This window comes from Tenacibaculum caenipelagi, assembly GCF_004363005.1.
Classification (GTDB): domain Bacteria; phylum Bacteroidota; class Bacteroidia; order Flavobacteriales; family Flavobacteriaceae; genus Polaribacter; species Polaribacter caenipelagi.
Map to the genome: position 1 here is coordinate 167,619 of NZ_SNYH01000001.1, position 21,699 is coordinate 189,317.

A 21,699-nucleotide genomic window follows, 5' to 3' on the forward strand; every position below is an offset into this window, starting at 1 on the left:
TTTTTGTGATAAAAACACGTAAAAGTAACAAAAATCATCCATTAAATTTTAATGTTGCCTATCTTTGCACCCTTATGTTGATAAAAGAAGTACAAGAGTTAATTAATACGGGAGAAATGCTTCCGTTGATGGAGGAATTTTACACAATTCAAGGAGAAGGTGCGCATACTGGTACTGCTGCATATTTTATTCGTATTGGTGGTTGCGATGTTGGATGTCATTGGTGTGATGTAAAAGAAAGCTGGGATGCTAATTTACACCCTCCAACAAAAACAGACCTCATTGTTGAAAATGCAAAAAAATATGCTGAAACAGTCGTTATTACAGGTGGTGAGCCCTTAATGTGGAGTTTGGATTATATTACTAATAAACTTCAAGAAGAAGGAATTAAAACGCATATTGAAACTTCAGGAGCTTATAATTTTTCTGGAGTTTGGGATTGGTTTTGTTTATCTCCTAAAAAAACAAAACTACCTTTAGAGCGTGCTTACCAAGAAGCTGATGAATTGAAAATGATTATTCATAATAAAAATGATTTTCAATTTGCCGAAGAACAAGCTGCTAAGGTTGGTAAAAATTGTAAGCTGTTTTTACAACCTGAGTGGAGTAAAAAAGAAAAAATGACTCCATTAATTATTGACTATGTGATGGAAAATCCTAAATGGAAAATATCCTTACAAACACATAAATATTTAAATATACCATAAACAAAAAGCAACCTAGTTTAGGTTGTTTTTTTCATTTATATCTAATACTCATTAGGCTCAATATGAATCAACACATGCCCTAAATCTGGGAGTTTTTCTCTTAAATAATCTTTTAGTTTGTGTGCGATTTCATGTCCTTCTTTTACGGTTATATTACTATCTACAATCGCATGTAAATCTACATGATATCGCATCCCTGCTTTACGAACAAAACATTTTTCTGTTCCTAAAACACCTTCTACCTCTAACGATTTTTCTCTTATTTCTTCTATTAAATCATCATATACATGTTCATCCATTATTTCTCCCAAGGCTGGTCTAAAAATCAGGTAGCTATTGTATAAAATAAAAACAGAAGCAAATAAAGCTGCCCAATCATCGGCAGTTTCATATCCTTCTTTAAAAATAAGTGCTATAGAGATTCCAATAAATGCCATTACGGATGTAATCGCATCACTTCTATGATGCCACGCATCTGCTTTTAGGGAAGAACTATTCGTCTCTTTACTTTTTTTGATTACAATTTGGAATGATATTTCTTTCCATATAATAATTCCACCTAGTACAAGTAAAGTCCATGGTTCTGGAACCTTATGTGGTGTTTGAATATGTAGAATACTTTCATAGGCTATAACTGTTGCTGAAGTCACCAAAAATGCCACAACAATAAAGGTGATTAATGGTTCAATTTTTCCGTGTCCGTAAGGGTGGTTTTTATCTGCTGGTCGTTTTGCATATGTTAATCCTAATAATACTAAAATAGATGAAAATACATCGGTAGTAGACTCAATGGCATCGGCAATAAGTGCGTACGAATTCCCTAAAAAACCAGCTAATCCTTTAATAATTGCTAAACCCGCATTACTAAGAATACTAAAATAAGTAGTTCGTATGGCTGATTGCTCTTTGCTCATTAAAAATAGGATGTTATAATAACTATTGCAGCTACAACGAAAATACTTGAAAACCTTTGTATATTCAAAAAAAACTCGCCAATTGGCGAGTTTTTTATTAATTATGTATTTAAGAGTCTATTCTTTATACACTCCCATGTTTGAAAACTTGTCCATACGTTGAGCCACTAAATCTTCCTCATTTAAATCTTTCAACTCTTTATACGCTTCTAAGATTTGTTTTTGTACCGCTTTAAAAGCCCCTTCTCTATCAGAATGTGCACCTCCAATTGGTTCTTTTATAATACCATCAACGATTTTTAGTTTTAGACCATCTTCTGCTGTTAATTTTAAAGCTTCTGCTGCTCTTTCTTTTTCTGACCAACTACGCCATAAAATAGATGAACAGTTTTCTGGTGATATAACTGAATACCATGAGTTTTCTAACATATATACTCTATCACCAACGCCAATACCTAATGCTCCTCCTGATGCTCCTTCTCCTATGATTACAGTAATAATAGGAGTTTTCAAATAGGTCATTTCAAAAATATTACGCGCAATAGCTTCACCTTGTCCACGCTCTTCAGCTTCTAATCCTGGATATGCACCCGGAGTATCTACAAAAGTTACCACAGGAATTCCAAATTTTTCAGCCATACGCATTAAACGTAATGCTTTACGATATCCTTCAGGATTGGCCATACCAAAATTACGATATTGACGTGTTTTGGTATTGTACCCTTTTTGTTGACCAATAAACATAAATGATTGATCTCCTATTTTTCCTAAACCACCAATCATAGCTTTATCGTCTTTTACGCTACGATCACCATGTAACTCCATAAAAGTATCACCACAAAGTGCTTTTATATAGTCTAATGTATAAGGGCGATTTGGATGACGAGACAACTGCACTCGTTGCCATGCAGTTAAGTTTTTGTATATATCTTTTTTAGCCTTTTTTAGCTTTTCTTCAATCTTCTTACATGTCTCTGTAACATCAACCTCACTTTCCTTTCCTATATCAAAACATTTTGCCAACTGATCTTCAAGTTCTTTAATTGGCATTTCAAAATCTAAATATTCCATTGTTGTATATAGTTTGATTTTCTAATTTTATAGTTAGTCGTTTGTAAAGGCAAACATACTAAAAAATTATACAGCTTGCCTTGATACACTTTCTTAAAATACTATTTTTTCTTGATTTTATTTTTTATTGAAGAGGCATTTTTTAAAACTCCATTAAGTAATACCACTGATAATACCATGAGGGCTCCGTAATAAAACCCTATGTTCATTTGCTCTTTTTCTCCAAAAACTATTAAGGCTAAGATAATAGCATAGACAGGCTCTAAATTAATAGTTAACATTACTGTATAAGGAGTTAAGTATTTCATTACATGCACAGAGGCAATAAATGCATAAGCTGTACATATACTACTTAATATAAATAAGTATATACAGTCGGTTAATTGTATTTTAAAAAAGTTTAGTGAAAACTGTTGGGTAAATAACAAGTATAATGTTACTGCTAATACACCAAACAATAGTTGATAAAACGAAATTACTTCTGCATTGTGTTTTTTTATGTATAATCCATTCAATACAGCAAATAAAGCGGATAAAAAAGCAGAAATTAGAGCATAAATAATTCCAAGTGTATATTGACTTTCAAAATTAAATATGATATATAAACCAACAATGACCAATAAACCTAAAATAATCTCAATTAGTTTTATTCTTCTCTTAAAAAAGAAAGGTTCTATTAGTGAAGCAAAGAATGCTCCTGTACTCATTGTAACCAAAGCTACAGAAACATTGGATACTTTAATTGCTTTAAAGAAGGTTATCCAATGCACAGCAATAATTACTCCTGAAATAGCAAACTTGATTAGAGACTTTTTCTCTACTTTGAATGATTTTTTCTTGATTATAAAATATAGCGCTATAAAAATTACAGCCAACAACATACGATACCAAACTAACGGAACTGCATCAATAGATATTAACGCTCCAAGTATTGCCGTAAACCCCCAAATAAAAACGATTAAATGTAGGTGTAGGTAGTTTTTAAGTTTTTCTCCTTGCATTAACATATAAATAAATAGCATATAGCCCAAAAACAACATTAGGTACCCAAACATTTAGTAGGGCATTAGCGCCTGCTACAGCTCCTAAGACTTCTGCTACTTTTAAAAAGAATACATATATAAACATTACTGAGATACCTATAGCTAAATTTACCCCAATACCTCCTCTAGCTTTCTTATGAGCTAATCCGACTGCAATTAGAGTTAATATATAACTAGCAATAGGTAAACTAGTACGCTTATACAGCTCAACTAAATAAGCATTAAGATTTTTTATTCCTCTTTTTCTAGACACATCTATAAATTTAATCAGTTCAGGAGAACTCATTTCTTGTGCCATGATATTTTTATAATTAAAATCACTTGGTGTAAATGTAAAAGTAGTATCTAAACTTCTTCCTGAAAAGATACTATCCCTCTCTTTATAAATTTTTCGATGTTTCCATGTACTTAATTTAAACGTACTATCATTTTCATTCCAGTTGATATGATCTGCTGTAAATTTACTTTTTAGCTCAATACCATCATATACATCTACAGAGAAATTATACCCTGAATTTCTTTTTAAATCAAAATTCTGGATATATACATAGGTACTATCATTTAATTGCAAACTAAATTCTCTTATTGATGTATCTGCATACTTCTTCTTTTTTAAATACTCCTTTTCAAATGCTTTTCTTGTTTTACTACTTGTTGGCACAAAAAAGTGATTCATGGATAGCGCCACTAAACAAACAATGGTTGCACCAATAAAATATGGGTACAAAAACCTAGTAAAGGATACTTGTGAACTATTAATAGCTACAATTTCAGTATTACTAGCAAGTTTTGAAGTAAATAAAATGACTGCAATAAACAATGCTAATGGCATAAACGTATTAGCATAATAGATGATAAAGTTCTTATAATAATCGTTAGCGATTTCAAAAAAAGTTAAATTTTCATGTCGCAAAAACTTATCTATTTTTTCAGCAATATCAATAGCTACTGCAATGGGTATTAAAATTAATAAGGTAAACAAAAAAGTTACCAAATAGCGTTTTAATATGTACCAATCAAGAATTTTCAAAAAACCTTAGTTTTATATTAAAATTTACAAACGTTTATCCATTTGTTTTACCATTTTGTCTTTCCATGTAGCAAAATCACCTGCTATAATATGTTTACGTGCTTCACGTACTAGCCATAAATAGAACCCTAAATTATGAATAGAGGCGATTTGCTTACCTAACATTTCTCTTGAAGCAAATAAATGACGTAAATAGGCTTTAGAATACATAGTATCTACATAAGTAATATCCATTTCATCAATTGGAGAAAAATCATTTTCCCACTTTTTATTTTTGATATTGATACTACCATGTGCTGTAAATAACATACCATTACGTGCATTACGTGTTGGCATTACACAGTCAAACATATCTACCCCTAGCGCTATATTCTCTAAAATATTAATCGGTGTTCCCACTCCCATTAAATAACGTGGTTTATCTTCTGGTAAAATTGCAGTGACCACTTCTGTCATAGCGTACATTTCTTCAGCTGGTTCTCCTACAGATAAACCACCAATCGCATTTCCTTCAGCTTCAACAGAAGCTATAAATTCAGCTGATTGTTTACGTAAATCAGTATAGGTACTTCCTTGTACAATTGGAAATAGTGTTTGATTATATCCGTATTTAGGTGGAACTTTTTCTAAGTGATTTACACAACGTTTTAACCAACGATGTGTCATATGCATTGATTGTTTTGCATACGAATAATCACACGGATAAGGTGTACATTCATCAAAAGCCATGATAATATCGGCTCCAATAGAGCGTTGAATTTCCATTACATTTTCTGGAGTAAAAAAATGAGTAGATCCGTCAATATGACTTTTAAACTTCACTCCTTCTTCATTAATCTTTCTTCTTCCTGATAACGAATACACTTGGTACCCTCCACTATCAGTTAAAATATTACGATCCCAGTTCATAAACTTGTGTAATCCTCCTGCTTGTTCTAAGATTGATGTCTGCGGACGCAAGTATAAATGGTATGTGTTTCCTAAAATTATATCAGGATTAACTTCATCTTTTAATTCAGATTGATGTACTCCTTTCACTGTTGCTACTGTACCTACAGGCATAAAAATAGGAGTTTCTATAGTTCCGTGGTCGGTGGTAATAACACCTGCACGCGCTTTACTTTTGGGGTCGGTTATTTTTAAGTCAAATTGCATAAGTGGCAAAGATACACATGTAAGTTGAATGTTGAAATGTAGAAAGTTAAAAGTTTCTTATTACTGGTTTTTTAATGCTTTCTTCTTCTTCCAAACTTATTTTTAAAATCTGTTTTTTTCTTTGATGATGTACTCTTCTTTGAAGTTGAAGTTGATTTTGAGCTCGTTGTAACATCCTTTTTTGAAGCTTCTTCTGTTTTTGATGAACTAGCTACCAGCTTATTAATTTCATCCATTTCTTTGGATGTTAATTCACGCCACTCACCTACTTTTAAATTTCCTAAAGTTACATTCATAATTCTTGTACGCTTGAGTTTTGTTACTTCATAGCCTAAATACTCACACATACGACGTATTTGACGGTTTAAGCCTTGCACTAAAGTTATCTTAAAAGTAATATTATTTATACGCTCTACTTTACACTTCTTGGTCATAGTTCCTAAAATAGGAATACCACTACTCATTCTTTGTATAAAGCCTTCATCAAAAGGTTTATCAACCGATACAATATATTCTTTCTCGTGGTTGTTTCCTGCTCTTAAAATTTTATTGACAATATCTCCATCATTCGTCAAAAAAATCAATCCTTCAGATGGTTTATCTAATCGTCCGATAGGAAATAATCTTTGCGGATGTCCAACAAACTTAACTATATTTTTTCGCTCTTTACTATCGGTAGTACAAACAATTCCTACTGGTTTGTTTAATGCGATATAAATTGTTTTCGGTTTCGCTTTTAATGGCTTTCCATCAATTTTAACTACATCTCCTTCATGTACCCTATTTCCTAATTGAGTTGGTTTACCATTAATGGTAACTCTTCCTTCGGTAATAAAGCGTTCAGCTTCACGACGTGAACATATACCCGTACTACTGATATATTTATTAAGATTAATTGATGTATCGTTATTATTTTCCATTAATGCAAAGAAAAAGAAAATCCTCAAGCTAACACTTGAGGATTTAATAATTTATGCTTTTTAACTTTTAAAAGATAACCATCTTTTGCGTACAACGTGCCAAACTTGGTCTTCTTTCATAATCAAACCCAAGGGTAATCATATGAGTACCGTAGTTAAAATCTTGTGTTTTGTTCATATTGATACTAAATCCGTACGACATATATAAGTTATTCTTTTTTAAACCGAATAATGGAGCAATTGCATTTGGTTGAAAAAATTGATCATTTAAGAACGTGTAACTTAAACCTGCCCAAACATATCCGTCTCTCACTCCTTTTCTCGCTTTAATATTCATATCAGTTCTAGAACGCTTATCAGCCTCTCTATACTCTACTAATATTGATGGTTCTAACTCAAAGTCTCTACTAATTCTTGCTAAAATCAATGAAGCAAAAAAGTTATACTTTCTAAGGATCTCAGGCTCTCCTGTTTGAAAATTTTCAATTTCTTTATTTAAAATATTTACCACATTTGCAGTAATACTAAATCGCTCATAACGATATAAAATTCCCACATCAAAGTTTGAGTTATTTAATGTTCTGTTTGGAACAATTTGCCCAGAATTATTTTCTGAAGTATCAATTCCAAACTGAATAAAACTATAACTCAAAGCAAAAGATAAAAAACTATCATGAAAGTCACTTAATGTTAAGTGACTTGCAAATGATAATTTAGCTCCTTTATGTGATGTATATCCATTTTTATCGTTAAAAACTGTAATACCTCCACCAAAAGTATCAGCAATACGTGCTTCTACTGTTAATGATTGTGTATCAGGTGCATCTTTAACACCGATCCACTGGCTCACTCCATTTAATCGAATTTGTAACCCTGTACCAATACCTGCAAAAGTTGGTGATATTAAAAATGGGTTATCCGCCAAATGACTTACATACTGTGGTAATTCAACTTCTTGTGCAGAGAGCTTTACACTACAAAATACTACACTTAAAATTATTAATATTTTTCTCATTTCTTATTTTATCTATATAGTGTAAAATGTCCCATTATCTTCTTCTCTTGTCCTGATAACTCTTTGAAATTAATTGTATACCAGTAATCACCTGATGGTAACGGTGTACCTTCATAAGTACCATCCCATCCTTCTATTACACCTTTAAAATCTGCAATATTACGTGCATATCTATCATAGATATATACTCTAATTTCATGATAATCTTCAACTTCTCTTGGATACCAGTAATCATTTATTCCATCTCCATCTGGAGTAAATAAATTAGGAACAAAAATACTTATATACTCACCTCTTACTGTTAACGTAACCTCACATCCTCTCGCATCTCTTACTGTAATCGTATAGTCTTTTGTTTGTAAGACCAAGAACTCATTCTCTGGTCCAAAATCTCCTCCGTCTACACTATACTCATATGGAGGTAATCCGAATGATGCATTGGCTATCAATGTATTTTTAACAGAATCGTCAATTGTCATCTCTAATGGTTGATAATCCACTATACTAATTGGACTACTAGTAGAACTTTCAGAACACGAAGTTATTGTGTGAGTCGCTGTAACTGTATAACCATTTCCTGCTGGCACATCAATAAACTCTCCAGTTGCATTCGTTGTTACTGGACTACCATTACCATCATATAAGGTATATGAAACATCATTTCTATAAGCCTCATCAACTATTGCCATAATAACATTACCTGTAGGACAAGTGTATTCAAAATCTACTGTTAACTGTAAATCTACAGGTTCTGCAGTTGTTAAAGTTATTGGTGCAGCTGGGTTACAACCTGCCTCATCTCTAACCGTAATATAATAGAACGTACCTCCTTGGATGTTTTCACCTGCTCCTAATACGATTGTATTCGAAGTGTAAGGAGTTGGTAATTCAACATTATTAATACTTACATAATAAGGTTGTGTTCCTCCCTGTACATCTAAAGTAATTGTTGGTGTTGGATCATCAATACATGTTTGCTCATTTACTCCTGTTAATGATGCCGTAAATTCTTCTGGTTGTGTAACCTCTACTCTTATAGGAGCTAAAATACAGCCTACAACATCTTTTACTGTAATCCAGTAAACACCCGCGCTTAAGTTTTCGAACACATTATTCTTCACAAACTTAGTTTCTGGGAATTCTGGGCTACTAGGATCAGATACAATATTAAACTCATAATCATTATTTCCTCCTTGTGCATTAACTGTAATTGTTCCATCACTACCTCCAAAACATGTAACAGCTGTTGGTATTACATCAGCTTGTAATGGTAACGGCTCAGTTATTGTGTATGCTCCTGTTACGGCAGTACACACAACTCCAAATCTATTGGTACTTCTTACTCTAATTTTATAAGTACCTACATCTAAACCACTAAAGATATTTGATGCTTGCCAAGTACCATCTATCGGAGTATCATTTCCATCTAATAATTGATACTCATAGTTTGCAAAACCACCTTGTACTTCAGCCGATAATACTCCATTACTGTCACCATTACAAGTAATGAAAGCTGACTCTGTATTTAATGTCGCTACAAGTGGTACATATGCTCCAACTGTAACTGTAGTAGGCTCTGATACACATAACTCAGTATCTCTTACGTAAAATAAATAAGTTCCTGCATCTACATTAAATGTATTTGTATTTCCAAAAGTAACTCCGTCCATACTATACATATAAGGACCTGTACCTCCTGCTCCTGTAACTTCTACTACCGCTTGAGGGTCGTTACAAGTAATATCCCCAATAATTTCTGCTGAAGCCACTACTTTAATAGGGTCAACAATATCAATCGGACCAATAAGACCGTCACAAGAATATCCATCTGCTACAATTATAGAATAACCGCTACCTGCTGGTAAATTTGCAAAAATTGGAGACGATTGACTCGCTGTTCTTGTCCCGTCTGGATACTCTAATACGTAAGTATATGCTAAATTCGGATCTTGTGTTTGACCACCCGCTACATTTATAGCTTCAATCGTCGCTGAGTATTCACCTTCACACACATTTGGTGTTACTTGATAATTTCCTGTTATAGTTACTCCTGGTTCTAGTGTAAAGGTTGTTGTCTCTGTACACCCATTAACATCTCTAACTGTAGCTGTATAATCACCTGCTACTAAACCTGTAATTATTGCATTGTTATTAAATGATTGTACTGTTGCACCTGTTGTATTATTTACCAATTCATACTGGTAACCACTCCAACCACCATTGGCCGTCAAGTTAACTGCTCCTGAATTTGCAGGAGTACATTTTAAGTAAGTTAACTGACTAGATAAGGTTAAATCATTATCTGGTTGAGCAATCTCAAAGTTTACTGTTTGAACTGTACAGAATGGTGTATTTGGCATTGTTACTACTACGTAGTACTCACCTGGTACTAAACCTGTAATTGTTGTTGGTGTACCACCAGTTCCTGAACCAGTTCCTACAGATGCTCCAGCTAAAGTAAATACTTCATAATTGTATATATCTGTATAAGGATTTACCGGATCAAAACTTATATCAACACCTCCAGTTCCTCCAAAACATGCTCTTTGGATATTCGTAACCAATATGTCAAATACTGGTGCTGGATCTACAGTATGATACGCTTTTAAAATACATCCTGTTACTGGATTTAAAATTTCAATTGTATAATTATCTGCCGGTAAATTGGTAAATACAGCTGAATCAGTTGCTACTGGAACTGTTTGAGAGCTTGTAGTTCCTGTTGTAGCTCCCGTAATTGTGTATACCGCATTTGCTATATCTGGATTTACTTTTACAGTAATATTTTCACCTGTACTACAGTCAATGGCTTTATCTACAGTTATAGTAGCATCTGTCATTGGTGTAAATGGATCAATAACTACATCTTCAGAATCAAAACAATTATTGTTTTCATCATACACGCTAACTGTATACGTTCCTCCTGCAATATCATTTGATGTATATGTAAAACTACTTCTGTCTTGTAAAATAGTTGCTCCATTAGCAAATACTACACGTACGTAGTTTCCTGTACCACCAGTAATGGCATTTGGATCTACAGTAATTACTGCATTGTTAGTAGTGTTACCAACTGTACAATTAAATTGTGATACAGAAACTGCATTTGAAATATCAATTACAGGATTTTCAGTGATTGTCACTGATACATCAGTTGTACAACCATTTGTTCCTTGCGCTGTAATAGTATAAGTTCCTGCTGGTAAACTATCAAATACTACACTTGTATTTGAAGAAACTCCACTAGCACTATTAGGGTCAGGACTTATTGTATATGTTAATGGTAATATTCCATTATCTGTTGGTAAAACAGTAATTTCTCCATCAGCACTTCCATTACAAATATTATTTACAGTTGCAATAGCCGTAAATACCGGTCTAATTTCTGGTTGAATTACAATATCTTTCGACACATCACATACTGGTGTAGCATCTAAATCACGTACCGTGATTGTATATGTTTGTGGCGTTGTATTCGCACTAGGAATCGTAATTGTAAATGGATCACTAGCTACAGTTCCTCCAGTTACTAAAGCTCCGTCTACTGAACCTACTACATCGTATTGGTAATTACTAGTTCCAGAAGTCCAGTTAACCAAATCAACTGTTACAACACCATCTGGCGAAGCAGAACAATCTACTTTCTTCGTTTCTACTAACGAGAAGTTTACATCTGGATTAATCGTAACATCCGTTGGTGTACCTGCATCACATCCGTTAGAATCTACCACATTAACAGTATAGTCATCAGCTGGTAAATTCGTAAATGTATATGTAGTAGCATTTAAAATTTGAGTTTCTACAACTCCACCTGCATTTGATAAAGTATACGTATATGTACCTGTACCTCCTGCAGCATTCACTGTAATACTACCTCCTACAGAGGTATCACACACATTATCATTTTCTGTTACATTAAATGTTACTGGTGTTGGGTTTACAATGGTTACTGTAGTAGAACGAGGACAACCATTTCCATCTATTACTCGTACTCTATAGTCTCCTGAAGGAATTCCTTCAAATATATTATTACTACTATACGTAAACCCTCCATAAGCCACACCTGGTGTAGATTGTAATTCTAATTGATATTCATAATTACCCCAACCACCTGTAGCTGTTGCTGTAATTGCAGCATCTGAAGCATTTGTACAACTTACTAGTGGATCAACTACAGCAGAAACCAATAATGATTCAGCTGGTTGGTAAATTGTAAAATTAGGAGTTCTAGCCTGACAATTAGGTGTACTTGTCATAGTAACAATTACATAATATGTACGAGAAGTACCAGGATTTGCATCTAAATTAGCGATTGGAGAATCTCCTGTTTGTCCTGTTACAGTTCTGTAAATTGAATCATCACTTGCATCATAAACAACATAGTCATATTGTCCTAAATACGGTGTTGAAGCACTAAAACTCATTAACACACTACCATCGTCATTCTCTCTACAAGATTCATTCATTACATCAGTAATTAACAAATCAAACACTGGCTCCTCATCAACTATATAATAGGTTACCAATTCACAACCTGTTGTTGGATGCGCAATTGTTATTTGGTAATCTCCTGTTGGTAAATTATCAAAATCTCCTGAAGTAACTCCATTTTGAGTTACCGCTGCATAAGCATTACCATTAATTCCTTCAATTGTAATATTTGCTGCTGAACCTAAAGTTGAAGTATAGGTTACTGTAATATCTGCACCAGCACTACAAGTAATTGCAGTATCTAATGTTACAATAGGATTTGAAAGTGCATCAAAAGGAGCTATCGTTGCCGAAGTTGTTCCTAAACATCCTTTATCATCATACACATCGATATTTACTGTACCACCTGCTGTATTTGATGTAGTAAATGTGAAGTTGTTTGAATCTAATGTTTCCACAGCACTACCATCTGCTGGAGTATAAGTAAATACTACTCGTGTATAAGTTCCTGAACCACCAGTAGTACCTGTTGGTAATTCTACAGTAGCAACATTAACTGTATTTCCTGTTGTACATGCAAACTCTGTTACAGTTGGTGTACTAGGTGCAATTGGTGCATATTCATCTATTACAATATTAGATACTGGTGTAGTACAACCATTTGCTGCCGTTCCTGTAACTGTATATGTACCTGGAGGTAAATTAGTAAATGTACTATCACCATCGTATGTACCTGCTACTGGACTTATTGTATAAGTTACTGGCAAAATACCATTATCAACTGCTGTTAAAGTTATTATTCCTGAATTGCTTCCTGAACACAGACTGTTTTCTGCTATAAACGAGAAACTAGGATTCACTGGATCTTGAACAGTAATTGATTTAATTACTGAACATCCTGAAGTTACATCGGTAACGGTTACACTATGTACTCCTGGTGCTAATGAACCAACTGTAGCAGTAGTTCCTGGAGAAGTTATCGTACCTGCTGCTCCTGTATCAAATGAATAATTGTAATTACCTCCTGTACCAGAAGTTACATTTATTAGTACCTCTCCATCATTACCTGGTACACAGGTAGCATTTTGAGATACACTCAAATTAAAGTCAACATCTGGATTTACAATTATTCCAGTTGTAGTATCTGTACATCCATTAGCATCTCTTACCACAATATCATAACTTCCTGGTGTTAATCCTTCAGCTACGTATGTAGTACTAGTTGTTGGTGATGTAAATGTTGTACCTCCATCAATAGAATAACTATAAGGAGCTGTACCATTATTTACATTGATTGTTATTGTTTTATTTACATCACAACTTGCTGCAAGAGCCGATACAATATTAGGTGAAGGACTTAAAGATAAATTCACCGTACCTAAACTTACAGGTCCACAACCATTTGTATCTTCAACAAAAGCTTCAACGGTTACTGGTGAACCCGTTACAGTACCAGCAGCAACAGTAATTGTGTTACCTGATAAAACTCCTGTTCCATTTGTTACATTAAAAGTATAAGTATATCCAGGGAAACCTCCTACTACATTTTCAATTCTTACTAAACCATCTACACTACAAGTAATATCCCTTACTTTGGTTACTTGTCCTGAAATTTCTGTTCCTTCAATAACCTCTACATCTTGAGCACCAAACTCACAAGCTACTCCACCTGTATTTGATAAAACAATGTAATATGTACCAGGAGCTAAACCTGTTACAACAATATCAGCAAAACCTGTTTGAGCAATATTAGTATAACCTGCTACCGCTACTCCTTCATTGTTTGCATCTCTTTTATATAATGTCCAAGTAAAGTCATTCGATAAGTCTCCACTAGTATTATCTATTGAATATGTTATTTGCCCTGAGTTTGCTCCAAAACATGCTTGGTTGTTTACAGTACCTGTAATTAATACTGTTGGAGTGAAATCAGCATAAATATTTTCATTATTCATTTCTATACAACCATTACCATCCATTACGAAGAAATCATAGTCTACTCCTGGTGTTAATCCTGTAAAGGTTCTAGTTCTATCTGGGTCATTAAGCGTTCCATTATTAAGTGCATCCGCAGGCAACCAACCGCTTGAAGGTGAGTTAATTGCAAACATAAAAGGAGCTGTACCATTAACGGCTTCAACGGTTACAGTTAAACCAACTGTACAATCTCCTGTATCAATTATTGGATTTACAATTAAACCTGTAACGTTATAAGGAATTTCATACGGACCATATGCAATCAAACATAATGTAGTACCTGACCCATCAATTGTTTGTAATACAGGATGCACTACATCTCCAGAATTCAGACCTCTAATTTGCCCATCAGTAAAATCTGTCCAAGTAACTCCATTATCTAAACTATACTGTAATGTATTTGGTAAATAATCATTCGGGTCAATATTGATGAAGTTAAATCCTGTTTGTGTAGGATCAACAATACATCCAGCAGGTAAAACAGATTCTATATCCATCACAAGAGCTGGAGGGTCTGTTAACGTTAAGTTGTCTTCTGTATCTATACAACCTAAAGCATCTGTAATTGTAATGGTATAGGTTTCTACCGCTAAATTGTCAAAACTTATGCTAGATCCTACAAAATTATTAATTGTGTTTGTATATCCTCCTCCACTATCAGAAATAGTAATAGTATAAGGAGCTTCTCCTGTATTAGCTACAATTGCTACATCAATACTTCCTGTATCACCATTACAAGTTGGTTCATTAACTGTTGCTGTTATCTCTAATGGCGGTACTGAATTGATTACTATATCTTGAATTACGTATTCACAACCTGCATCATCTCTTACATATACATCATAAGTACCTGCTGCCAAACCTGTAACAGGATTGTTAATAGGATTGTCTATTGGCACATACCCTCCTGCTGGTGAACCATTTGTTACCACAGATGCTTCATACCCACTTCCAGATCCTCCTGTAGGGTTTATTAAAATTTCTCCTGTAGGATTACAACTTGCGTTGGTTGGTATAGCCGTAGCAAATAATTGTGGGTTGATTGTAACAGCCATGTTTTCTGTACAACCTCTACCATCTTGTACATATACTGTATAATTTCCACTAGATAATCCAGAGAATGTATAGGTATTTGATGTTAAAGGTGTTGGTGTTTGCCATGTAGTTCCGTTTAAACTAAATGTGTAATCACCGTTACCTGAATTAACTGTCACATCAATTTGTCCGTTTGTTCCATCATAACATTGAGGTACAGCATCAAAAGTTACAGTCACTATTGGATCAACTGTTACTGCTACTGATTCTGTACAACCTAAACGATCCGTTGCTACCACAGTATATGAACCTGCTGGTATATTTGTAAATGGACTCGTAGTAGAAACTGAAATATTAGAAGCATCAAATAACTCGTACGTATATGTTGGTCCATTACCTCCACTTGCATCTGGTGTAATTGTTGCTCCTGTAGCTGGTGTACAGGTTACTTCTTTTGTTATTGGCGCAGTTACTACAATTGGTGTAGGATCTACTAATGTTTCCTGCAATGTTATAACACACGCTGCTGGTGAAACACTATTTGGGCGTACTTCAATTGTATTAAGTCCTACTGGTAAACCAGTAATTGTAAAAGGATTTGTTCCTGCTGCTTGCCACCCTGATCCATTTGCATTGTATTCAAATGAAGTTGGCGCGCTTGATGGGAAAGAAGCTTCCACGGTAATCGTACCATCATTGCTTCCAATACAGGTTTTAGAACTTCCTGTAATTGCAGCAGTAAACTCTTGATCTGGTTCAACGTTAACTGTTATATCTGTTGTACAATTACTACCATACTCTACAGAAATAGTATGAGGTCCTACAGCAATATTAGTAAACACATTGTTTCCTGTTTGCGGAGTTCCTCCATCCAACGTATATATATAACTTGGATCTAAAGGAGTTACTACAACATCAATATTTCCTGTACCATCACAATTATATGCTATTGAACTAGCTAAAGTTGGCTCAGTTGGTAAATCGGCAATAGTTACTTGATTTAAATCTAAAATACAACCGTTCGCATCTACCACTCTTGTATCGTACGTTCCCGGATCTAAATTTGTTACCGTAGTGCTACCAGCTTGTGTATAATTAGTATCTGATGTTAGCTTATAGAAATATAAATAATTCGGTGTTCCTCCCGTTGGTGCGGTAAACGTAATTGTTCCTAAAATAGTTCCTGAAGTACTACACATCAAATCTGTTGCTGCAGCACTACCTCCTGTTAATGCAGTTGGAACTGTAATTAATGTAGTTGTAGATGCAGGACATCCTTCAGCATCGGTTACTGTAATTGTATAATTACCCGCAGTTAACCCTGTAAATGAATAACTTGTATTATTTCCTGATTGAGCAGCAGGTGTTGTAGGTCCTGTAACAGTTACAGTATAAGGTGGTGTACCACTTGCTACAGTCGCATTAATAGTTCCTGTTTGTCCATTACACTTTGGTAGTACTGCACTAGCTGATATAGTTGGGTCAGCTATTTGATTTACCGTAACTGTATCTGTAAACTCACAGTAGTTTGCTCCTCCATTTTTATCTCTTACATACACCATGTAAGTACCTGCAGGTACACTAATTGAACTTGAATTATAAGTCGTTTGAGTACCTCCATTATCTACAACATATACATAGTTTCCATCACCTCCACTTGGAGTGATTTGTATCTGACCTGGGTTACATGTTGCACTAACTGTAGTTATTGTTGCTGTTACTTGTGGTAAAATTGTTGCAGACTTAGTTAACTCACAACCTTTTCCGTCACGTACAATAACATCATAAGTACCGTCTGTTAAATTATTAAACACATTGGTTGTTTGCCAACTAGTTACTCCATCAATCATATAGGAATAATCTCCATTTCCTGAAGAAACATTTACGGTTAACGTTCCATTTGAACCATTATAACAAATAACTGGATTTATATCAAAATCTAACGCTATTATTGGTTCAACTCTGATAGGGTAAGGTTCAGAAACACATCCTTTTGAATCGGTAGCAACTACTGTATAATCACCAGCTGGTACATTCGTAAACGGAACTGGATTACCAGAACTGTTAAGTAATTCATGTGTATAAGGTGCACCGTTACCTCCATCGGTATTTGTAACTGTAATTGTAGCTCCTGTAGCTGGATTACAAGTAATCTCTTTAGTTATTTGAGCTGTTACAGTTACTACGTCTGGTTCAGTTAACACTACATCATTTGGTATTGTTACTAAACAATCTCCTACAGCATTTACATTAGAACGTACTTGTATTGAATAGGTTCCGTTGTCTAATCCTGTAATGGTGTGCGGACTTGAAGTTAAAGCTCCACTCCAAGTACCTCCGTTTAATGAGTATTGATAAAAAGTACCATAATTAGCTGCACTAATAGTAATTGTTCCATCAGTATCACCATTACAAGTTATATTCGTCCAAGCATCAACATCTGCTGTGAATGCTTGGTTTTCTTCAATTACAAAATTAACTAATGTACTACAGTCTTGACCTTTATAATACACTAGAATTTTGTGAGGTCCTGGTGCTAAATTTGGGAAATTATTAATATTCGTTGTTGGCCCATCGTCCAATGAATAATCAAAATTATTTTTAATCTCAGAAGCCGGTCCTAATACTACATTTCCTGTACCATCACAATTATACGTTATATTTGGCACTAACTGTGGTGCTTGCGGAGAGTCTAATATGATAATATCGTCTGGTATTTCATACACACAACCATTTTCATCTCGTATATAAAAACGATACGTTCCTGGAACTAAACTATTGAATACCGCTTCAGCAGATCCATTATCATCAAAAGAATAATAAGTAATACTAGTTACATTTCCACTGCTATCAACTGCACCAAAACCATACTCATAAGCTCCTGTACCTCCAGTTTCATTAAAGAATCTCACTTTACCTCCTGCACCACAGTTGTAATCTCTTTCTTTTACTACTTCTGCACTTAATGCTGGTGGCTCAGTTATTGTTGTGGTTAATTGATACGCACACTGGTAAGTACTAGCTGATGCAACAACATCAATCGTGTAATCTCCAGCAGCAAGTCCTGTAAACAGACCTGTGTTATTGGTTGTTGATAAGCCATCTATACTATATGCTAGTGTATACCCTGATATACTACCACTTACCAAGTTAACTGCTATTGATCCACTACTATCACCATTACATAAAACATGAGTTGGTGTTGCTGTAAATACTAATTCTGGTTCTACAACAACTGTTGCTTCCGCTGTTATAGTACAATTGTTATCATCTCTAAGTTCAAAAACATAAGTACCCTCATTACCCATAGTTACCTCATAGGTAGTATCAGTAAAATATACTTTGTCTGCATCAGCTACAGATGTACCGTTGATTGAAATTACCGCAAATTCATATGGCGCTGTTCCACCTCCCGGTGTTAATGTTATTATTCCTGGTGAACTTCCATCTTTACAGGTAATATTTTTAGTTGTAACTGCTGATAATGTAACTGGATCGGGTATGGTTATCACTCTTGTTTCATTAGCAGAACATCCATCTTCCGTAGTCACTAAAATTTCGTACGCACCACTTTCAGTTATAGTATATCTCTGGTCATTACTGCTTATATAACCGTTTGAACCAGTCATATATACATTATCTTTTCTTATCTCATAAGAATAACCACCTGGAACATTTTCTATTTGTACAACAAGCTCAGATAAACCTCCACAGGCATCAATATTTGTAAGTACATTCAAGTTAATGTCTAACTCTTGTATGCTTATATTTTCTGTTACATAACTACATGCCGTATCTGAAGATCCTGCTAAACGAATAGTTACTGTATAAGTACCTGGTTGTGTAATTGCGAAAGAATTGCTCGTTTGAAACGGAGTAGTAGTTCCATTTCCTGACAAGCTATATTCATAACCATTTGGAACACCATTAATTACAATACTACCATCTGCACCACAAATAATATCTTTAGACACTATAGTAGGTGATAATGTATTTCTAAAAACATTAAAATAATATGTTCTCGGACATATTCCGTTGTATAAAACTTCTAACTTATAAGCCCCTACCTCACTAAAAGATTGAGTTAAATCTGTTCCTAATGATGTCCATGAACAACCTGTATCTGTTGGTGCACAATTATTAGTTTCATAATCATAACCACAACCTCCATCTCCATTAAGTTTAAACCATTCTACTGTAGTACTTGATCCAGCAAATGGCAATGTAATATCTCTAGTACTATTACCATCTCCACATAAATAAACTTCAGCAAGCTCAGTTGTATTACTGGTACAAGCTGTATTAAATCTATCTGAAAATGGAGAATCTAACGGGTTAGATACATTAGCAAAACTAATAACCTCTATAATTTCTGGTTTGGTAAGACACCCTAATGTTGTTGTTTTAGTAACTGTATATGTACCTGCACTGGCAACCGTAATACTTTGGGTACTTCCTAAATTATTACCTTTTTCATCTTTCCAACTATAAGTATCGAAACCGTCTCCTGCTGTTAATTCTACACTACCACCACAAAGTACTTCTGTTCTTCTGAAATCACAAGCATCAATATCAACTAAAAAGTTTGACGATCCAACTATACCGAAATCACAATCATCAAAACCTGAGTAACTTGGTTCGTTATCTATTGATGAACCTCCTCTAACTCCATCATATCTAGCAAATGCTTGGTTTTGAATAAGATTAGAACAAACATCACGTAATTGATTACAATCAGAAACCACTTGTACATGCAAACGAATATTGTATTTTGCTCCACCTTCTAGTACCATACCATCTGGAATAGCAAACTCTACTTCAGCTCTAAAACCATTAGCTACTGAAGGAGCTTCATAATCATTTATTGTTACTCCTGCTGGTAAATCTATATCAAAACGGGTACCATTATACACAGTACCTCCAGTTACAGTTTCTAGTAAATCTACATTTTTAGGTAATCTATCCGTTATAATTGTATTCGTTGCATCATCCGTACCAACATTCTGATAACTGATATCATACCATAACTCGCTCCCTAAGGTAACAGGGGTTCCTTGAACATCATTTCCTGAACTATCAACTACAGACTTCACCATTTGAAGTTCTGGCTCAATTATCTCAACCGCTAACGCATTTAAAAAAGGCCAATAAACATCTCCACTAGTGGTAAACTTTACTTCAGCAGAAGTTTGTCCGTTTGTAATTACACTATTATTTGGGTTACTTAACTGATATAAATCTACATCAAATCCTAAAGTATTTTCGCTATCAGGGATACGAGAAGTCACATATTGATCATTTATACTAATGGAACCATTAAAGAAATTATACTTCCATTCCCCAGCCCAACTATCCCATTCCATAGGGTTTACATTCGTTGTTACTTGATCTACATAATTACCACTTGTATCTTTAATTTGAAAACTATCTCCAAGTATACTTCTATCTCCTTCTAAAGTTGCTGCTAATAAACTAACTCTTACTGGTGCAGGATTTGCTGGATTACCAACAGGTACTGTGGTAAAACCAGAGTATGAAAGTTCTACATCATTACTTCCGTCAACATCTGCATATCCATCAAAAATGGCTATATTTTTACTTGATAAGGTTTGATTTTCATAAATCACTACCATAGTCCAACCTGCTGATCCACCGAGCCCATAACTTGATCTATATTGATCCAACCCTGTAACTCCTCTAATATTAGCCGCTACATAAGTACCATTATGACCATCAGGATCAGTTGTTGCTAAGCCTTGAATATCTGTAGTAATATCTTTATAGTAAACATAACTAAACCCCTCATCATAAATTTTTTCATCAGCTACAATATCTTGATAAACTCCTCCTGGTAATTTAAATTTTATTTGACTAGGGTCTCCTGATCTATCATTTTCATAATACCATGTTTCATATGGGTATACACCAGCCCAATACAACCCTGCAAATACTACTCTTGAACAAGTAGGTAAACTTAAAGCATCAGAACTCGATGAAAATGTAGATGCATCACCATCAATATCAATATATTGCATATCAACACTTCCGTTTGAGCTAGTACCATCATAAGGATCATTTGGATCACGCTTATTAGTATCAATACTTAAAATATTATTGGCTATGAAGGTTATATCTCCTTTAATGTTTATACCTCCGGAACTACCATCAGGATTTATGGTACGCTGATTAAAACCAGCTGGTAATTTAGCGCTGATTTTACCTGTTTCTAATGATAAGGCTGCTTTCAATTTAGCATAGCCTTTCGCTTCATTTAAAACTTTTGGGGGTGTTTTCGGTTTTTCTTGTGAAAAACTAAAAAAGGTCTGTAATACAATTAATAATAAAGTAATTATTTTTTTCATAATCTCAGGGGGGGGATTAGTTAATCAAGTTCTTCTTTT

At 34.4% G+C, this 21,699-nt stretch carries 9 protein-coding genes; 1 reads left to right on the forward strand and 8 read right to left on the reverse strand.

All coding sequences use genetic code 11. The features are described from left to right. Positions 1–74 precede the first annotated feature (74 nt). Positions 75–707: a 7-carboxy-7-deazaguanine synthase QueE gene (locus tag DFQ07_RS00730; protein WP_166627691.1), complete on the forward strand. Its 633-nt coding sequence runs from the start codon at positions 75–77 to the stop codon at positions 705–707. 41 nt (positions 708–748) lie between these two features. Here DFQ07_RS00730 and DFQ07_RS00735 read toward each other — a convergent pair whose 3' ends face one another. From DFQ07_RS00735 to DFQ07_RS00770, 8 genes are all read right to left on the reverse strand, one after another. Then, the gene (locus DFQ07_RS00735) at positions 749–1,621 is read right to left on the reverse strand and encodes a cation diffusion facilitator family transporter (RefSeq protein WP_133534375.1); all 873 of its coding nucleotides are present in this window, start codon (positions 1,619–1,621) and stop codon (positions 749–751) included. A gap of 117 nt (positions 1,622–1,738) precedes the next feature. Further along, entirely contained in the window at positions 1,739–2,692 is a 954-nt protein-coding gene (locus DFQ07_RS00740; protein ID WP_133534376.1) for an acetyl-CoA carboxylase carboxyltransferase subunit alpha, read from the reverse strand. 101 nt (positions 2,693–2,793) lie between these two features. Then, positions 2,794–3,693, reverse strand: a complete 900-nt coding sequence (locus DFQ07_RS00745; protein WP_133534377.1) for a DMT family transporter — start codon at positions 3,691–3,693, stop codon at positions 2,794–2,796. Further along, positions 3,674–4,765, reverse strand: a complete 1,092-nt coding sequence (locus DFQ07_RS00750) for an LptF/LptG family permease (protein ID WP_133534378.1) — start codon at positions 4,763–4,765, stop codon at positions 3,674–3,676. The genes DFQ07_RS00745 and DFQ07_RS00750 overlap by 20 nt, the downstream gene beginning before the upstream one ends. A gap of 24 nt (positions 4,766–4,789) precedes the next feature. After that, positions 4,790–5,920, reverse strand: a complete 1,131-nt coding sequence (tgt, locus tag DFQ07_RS00755) for a tRNA guanosine(34) transglycosylase Tgt (protein ID WP_133534379.1) — start codon at positions 5,918–5,920, stop codon at positions 4,790–4,792. Between the two features lie 71 nt (positions 5,921–5,991). Further along, positions 5,992–6,840 (reverse strand): 23S rRNA pseudouridine(2604) synthase RluF, encoded by an 849-nt coding sequence (rluF, locus tag DFQ07_RS00760; protein ID WP_133534380.1) that lies wholly within the window; start codon positions 6,838–6,840, stop codon positions 5,992–5,994. Positions 6,841–6,907: 67 nt separating this feature from the next. Further along, on the reverse strand, positions 6,908–7,855 hold the full coding sequence (locus DFQ07_RS00765; protein ID WP_133534381.1) for a PorP/SprF family type IX secretion system membrane protein: 948 nt from the start codon (positions 7,853–7,855) through the stop codon (positions 6,908–6,910). Positions 7,856–7,863: 8 nt separating this feature from the next. Continuing rightward, on the reverse strand, positions 7,864–21,660 hold the full coding sequence (locus DFQ07_RS00770; protein WP_133534382.1) for a T9SS type B sorting domain-containing protein: 13,797 nt from the start codon (positions 21,658–21,660) through the stop codon (positions 7,864–7,866). Between the last annotated feature and the right edge of the window lie 39 nt (positions 21,661–21,699).

Excerpts from the sequence above, each read along its gene's own strand:
- DFQ07_RS00730 (WP_166627691.1), top strand. The coding sequence starts at position 75 with ATGTTGATAAAAGAAGTACAAGAGTTAATTAATACGGGAGAAATGCTT.
- DFQ07_RS00735 (WP_133534375.1), bottom strand. The coding sequence starts at position 1,621 with ATGAGCAAAGAGCAATCAGCCATACGAACTACTTATTTTAGTATTCTT.
- DFQ07_RS00740 (WP_133534376.1), bottom strand. The coding sequence starts at position 2,692 with ATGGAATATTTAGATTTTGAAATGCCAATTAAAGAACTTGAAGATCAG.
- DFQ07_RS00745 (WP_133534377.1), bottom strand. The coding sequence starts at position 3,693 with ATGCAAGGAGAAAAACTTAAAAACTACCTACACCTACATTTAATCGTT.
- tgt (WP_133534379.1), bottom strand. The coding sequence starts at position 5,920 with ATGCAATTTGACTTAAAAATAACCGACCCCAAAAGTAAAGCGCGTGCA.
- rluF (WP_133534380.1), bottom strand. The coding sequence starts at position 6,840 with ATGGAAAATAATAACGATACATCAATTAATCTTAATAAATATATCAGT.
- DFQ07_RS00765 (WP_133534381.1), bottom strand. The coding sequence starts at position 7,855 with ATGAGAAAAATATTAATAATTTTAAGTGTAGTATTTTGTAGTGTAAAG.
- DFQ07_RS00770 (WP_133534382.1), bottom strand. The coding sequence starts at position 21,660 with ATGAAAAAAATAATTACTTTATTATTAATTGTATTACAGACCTTTTTT.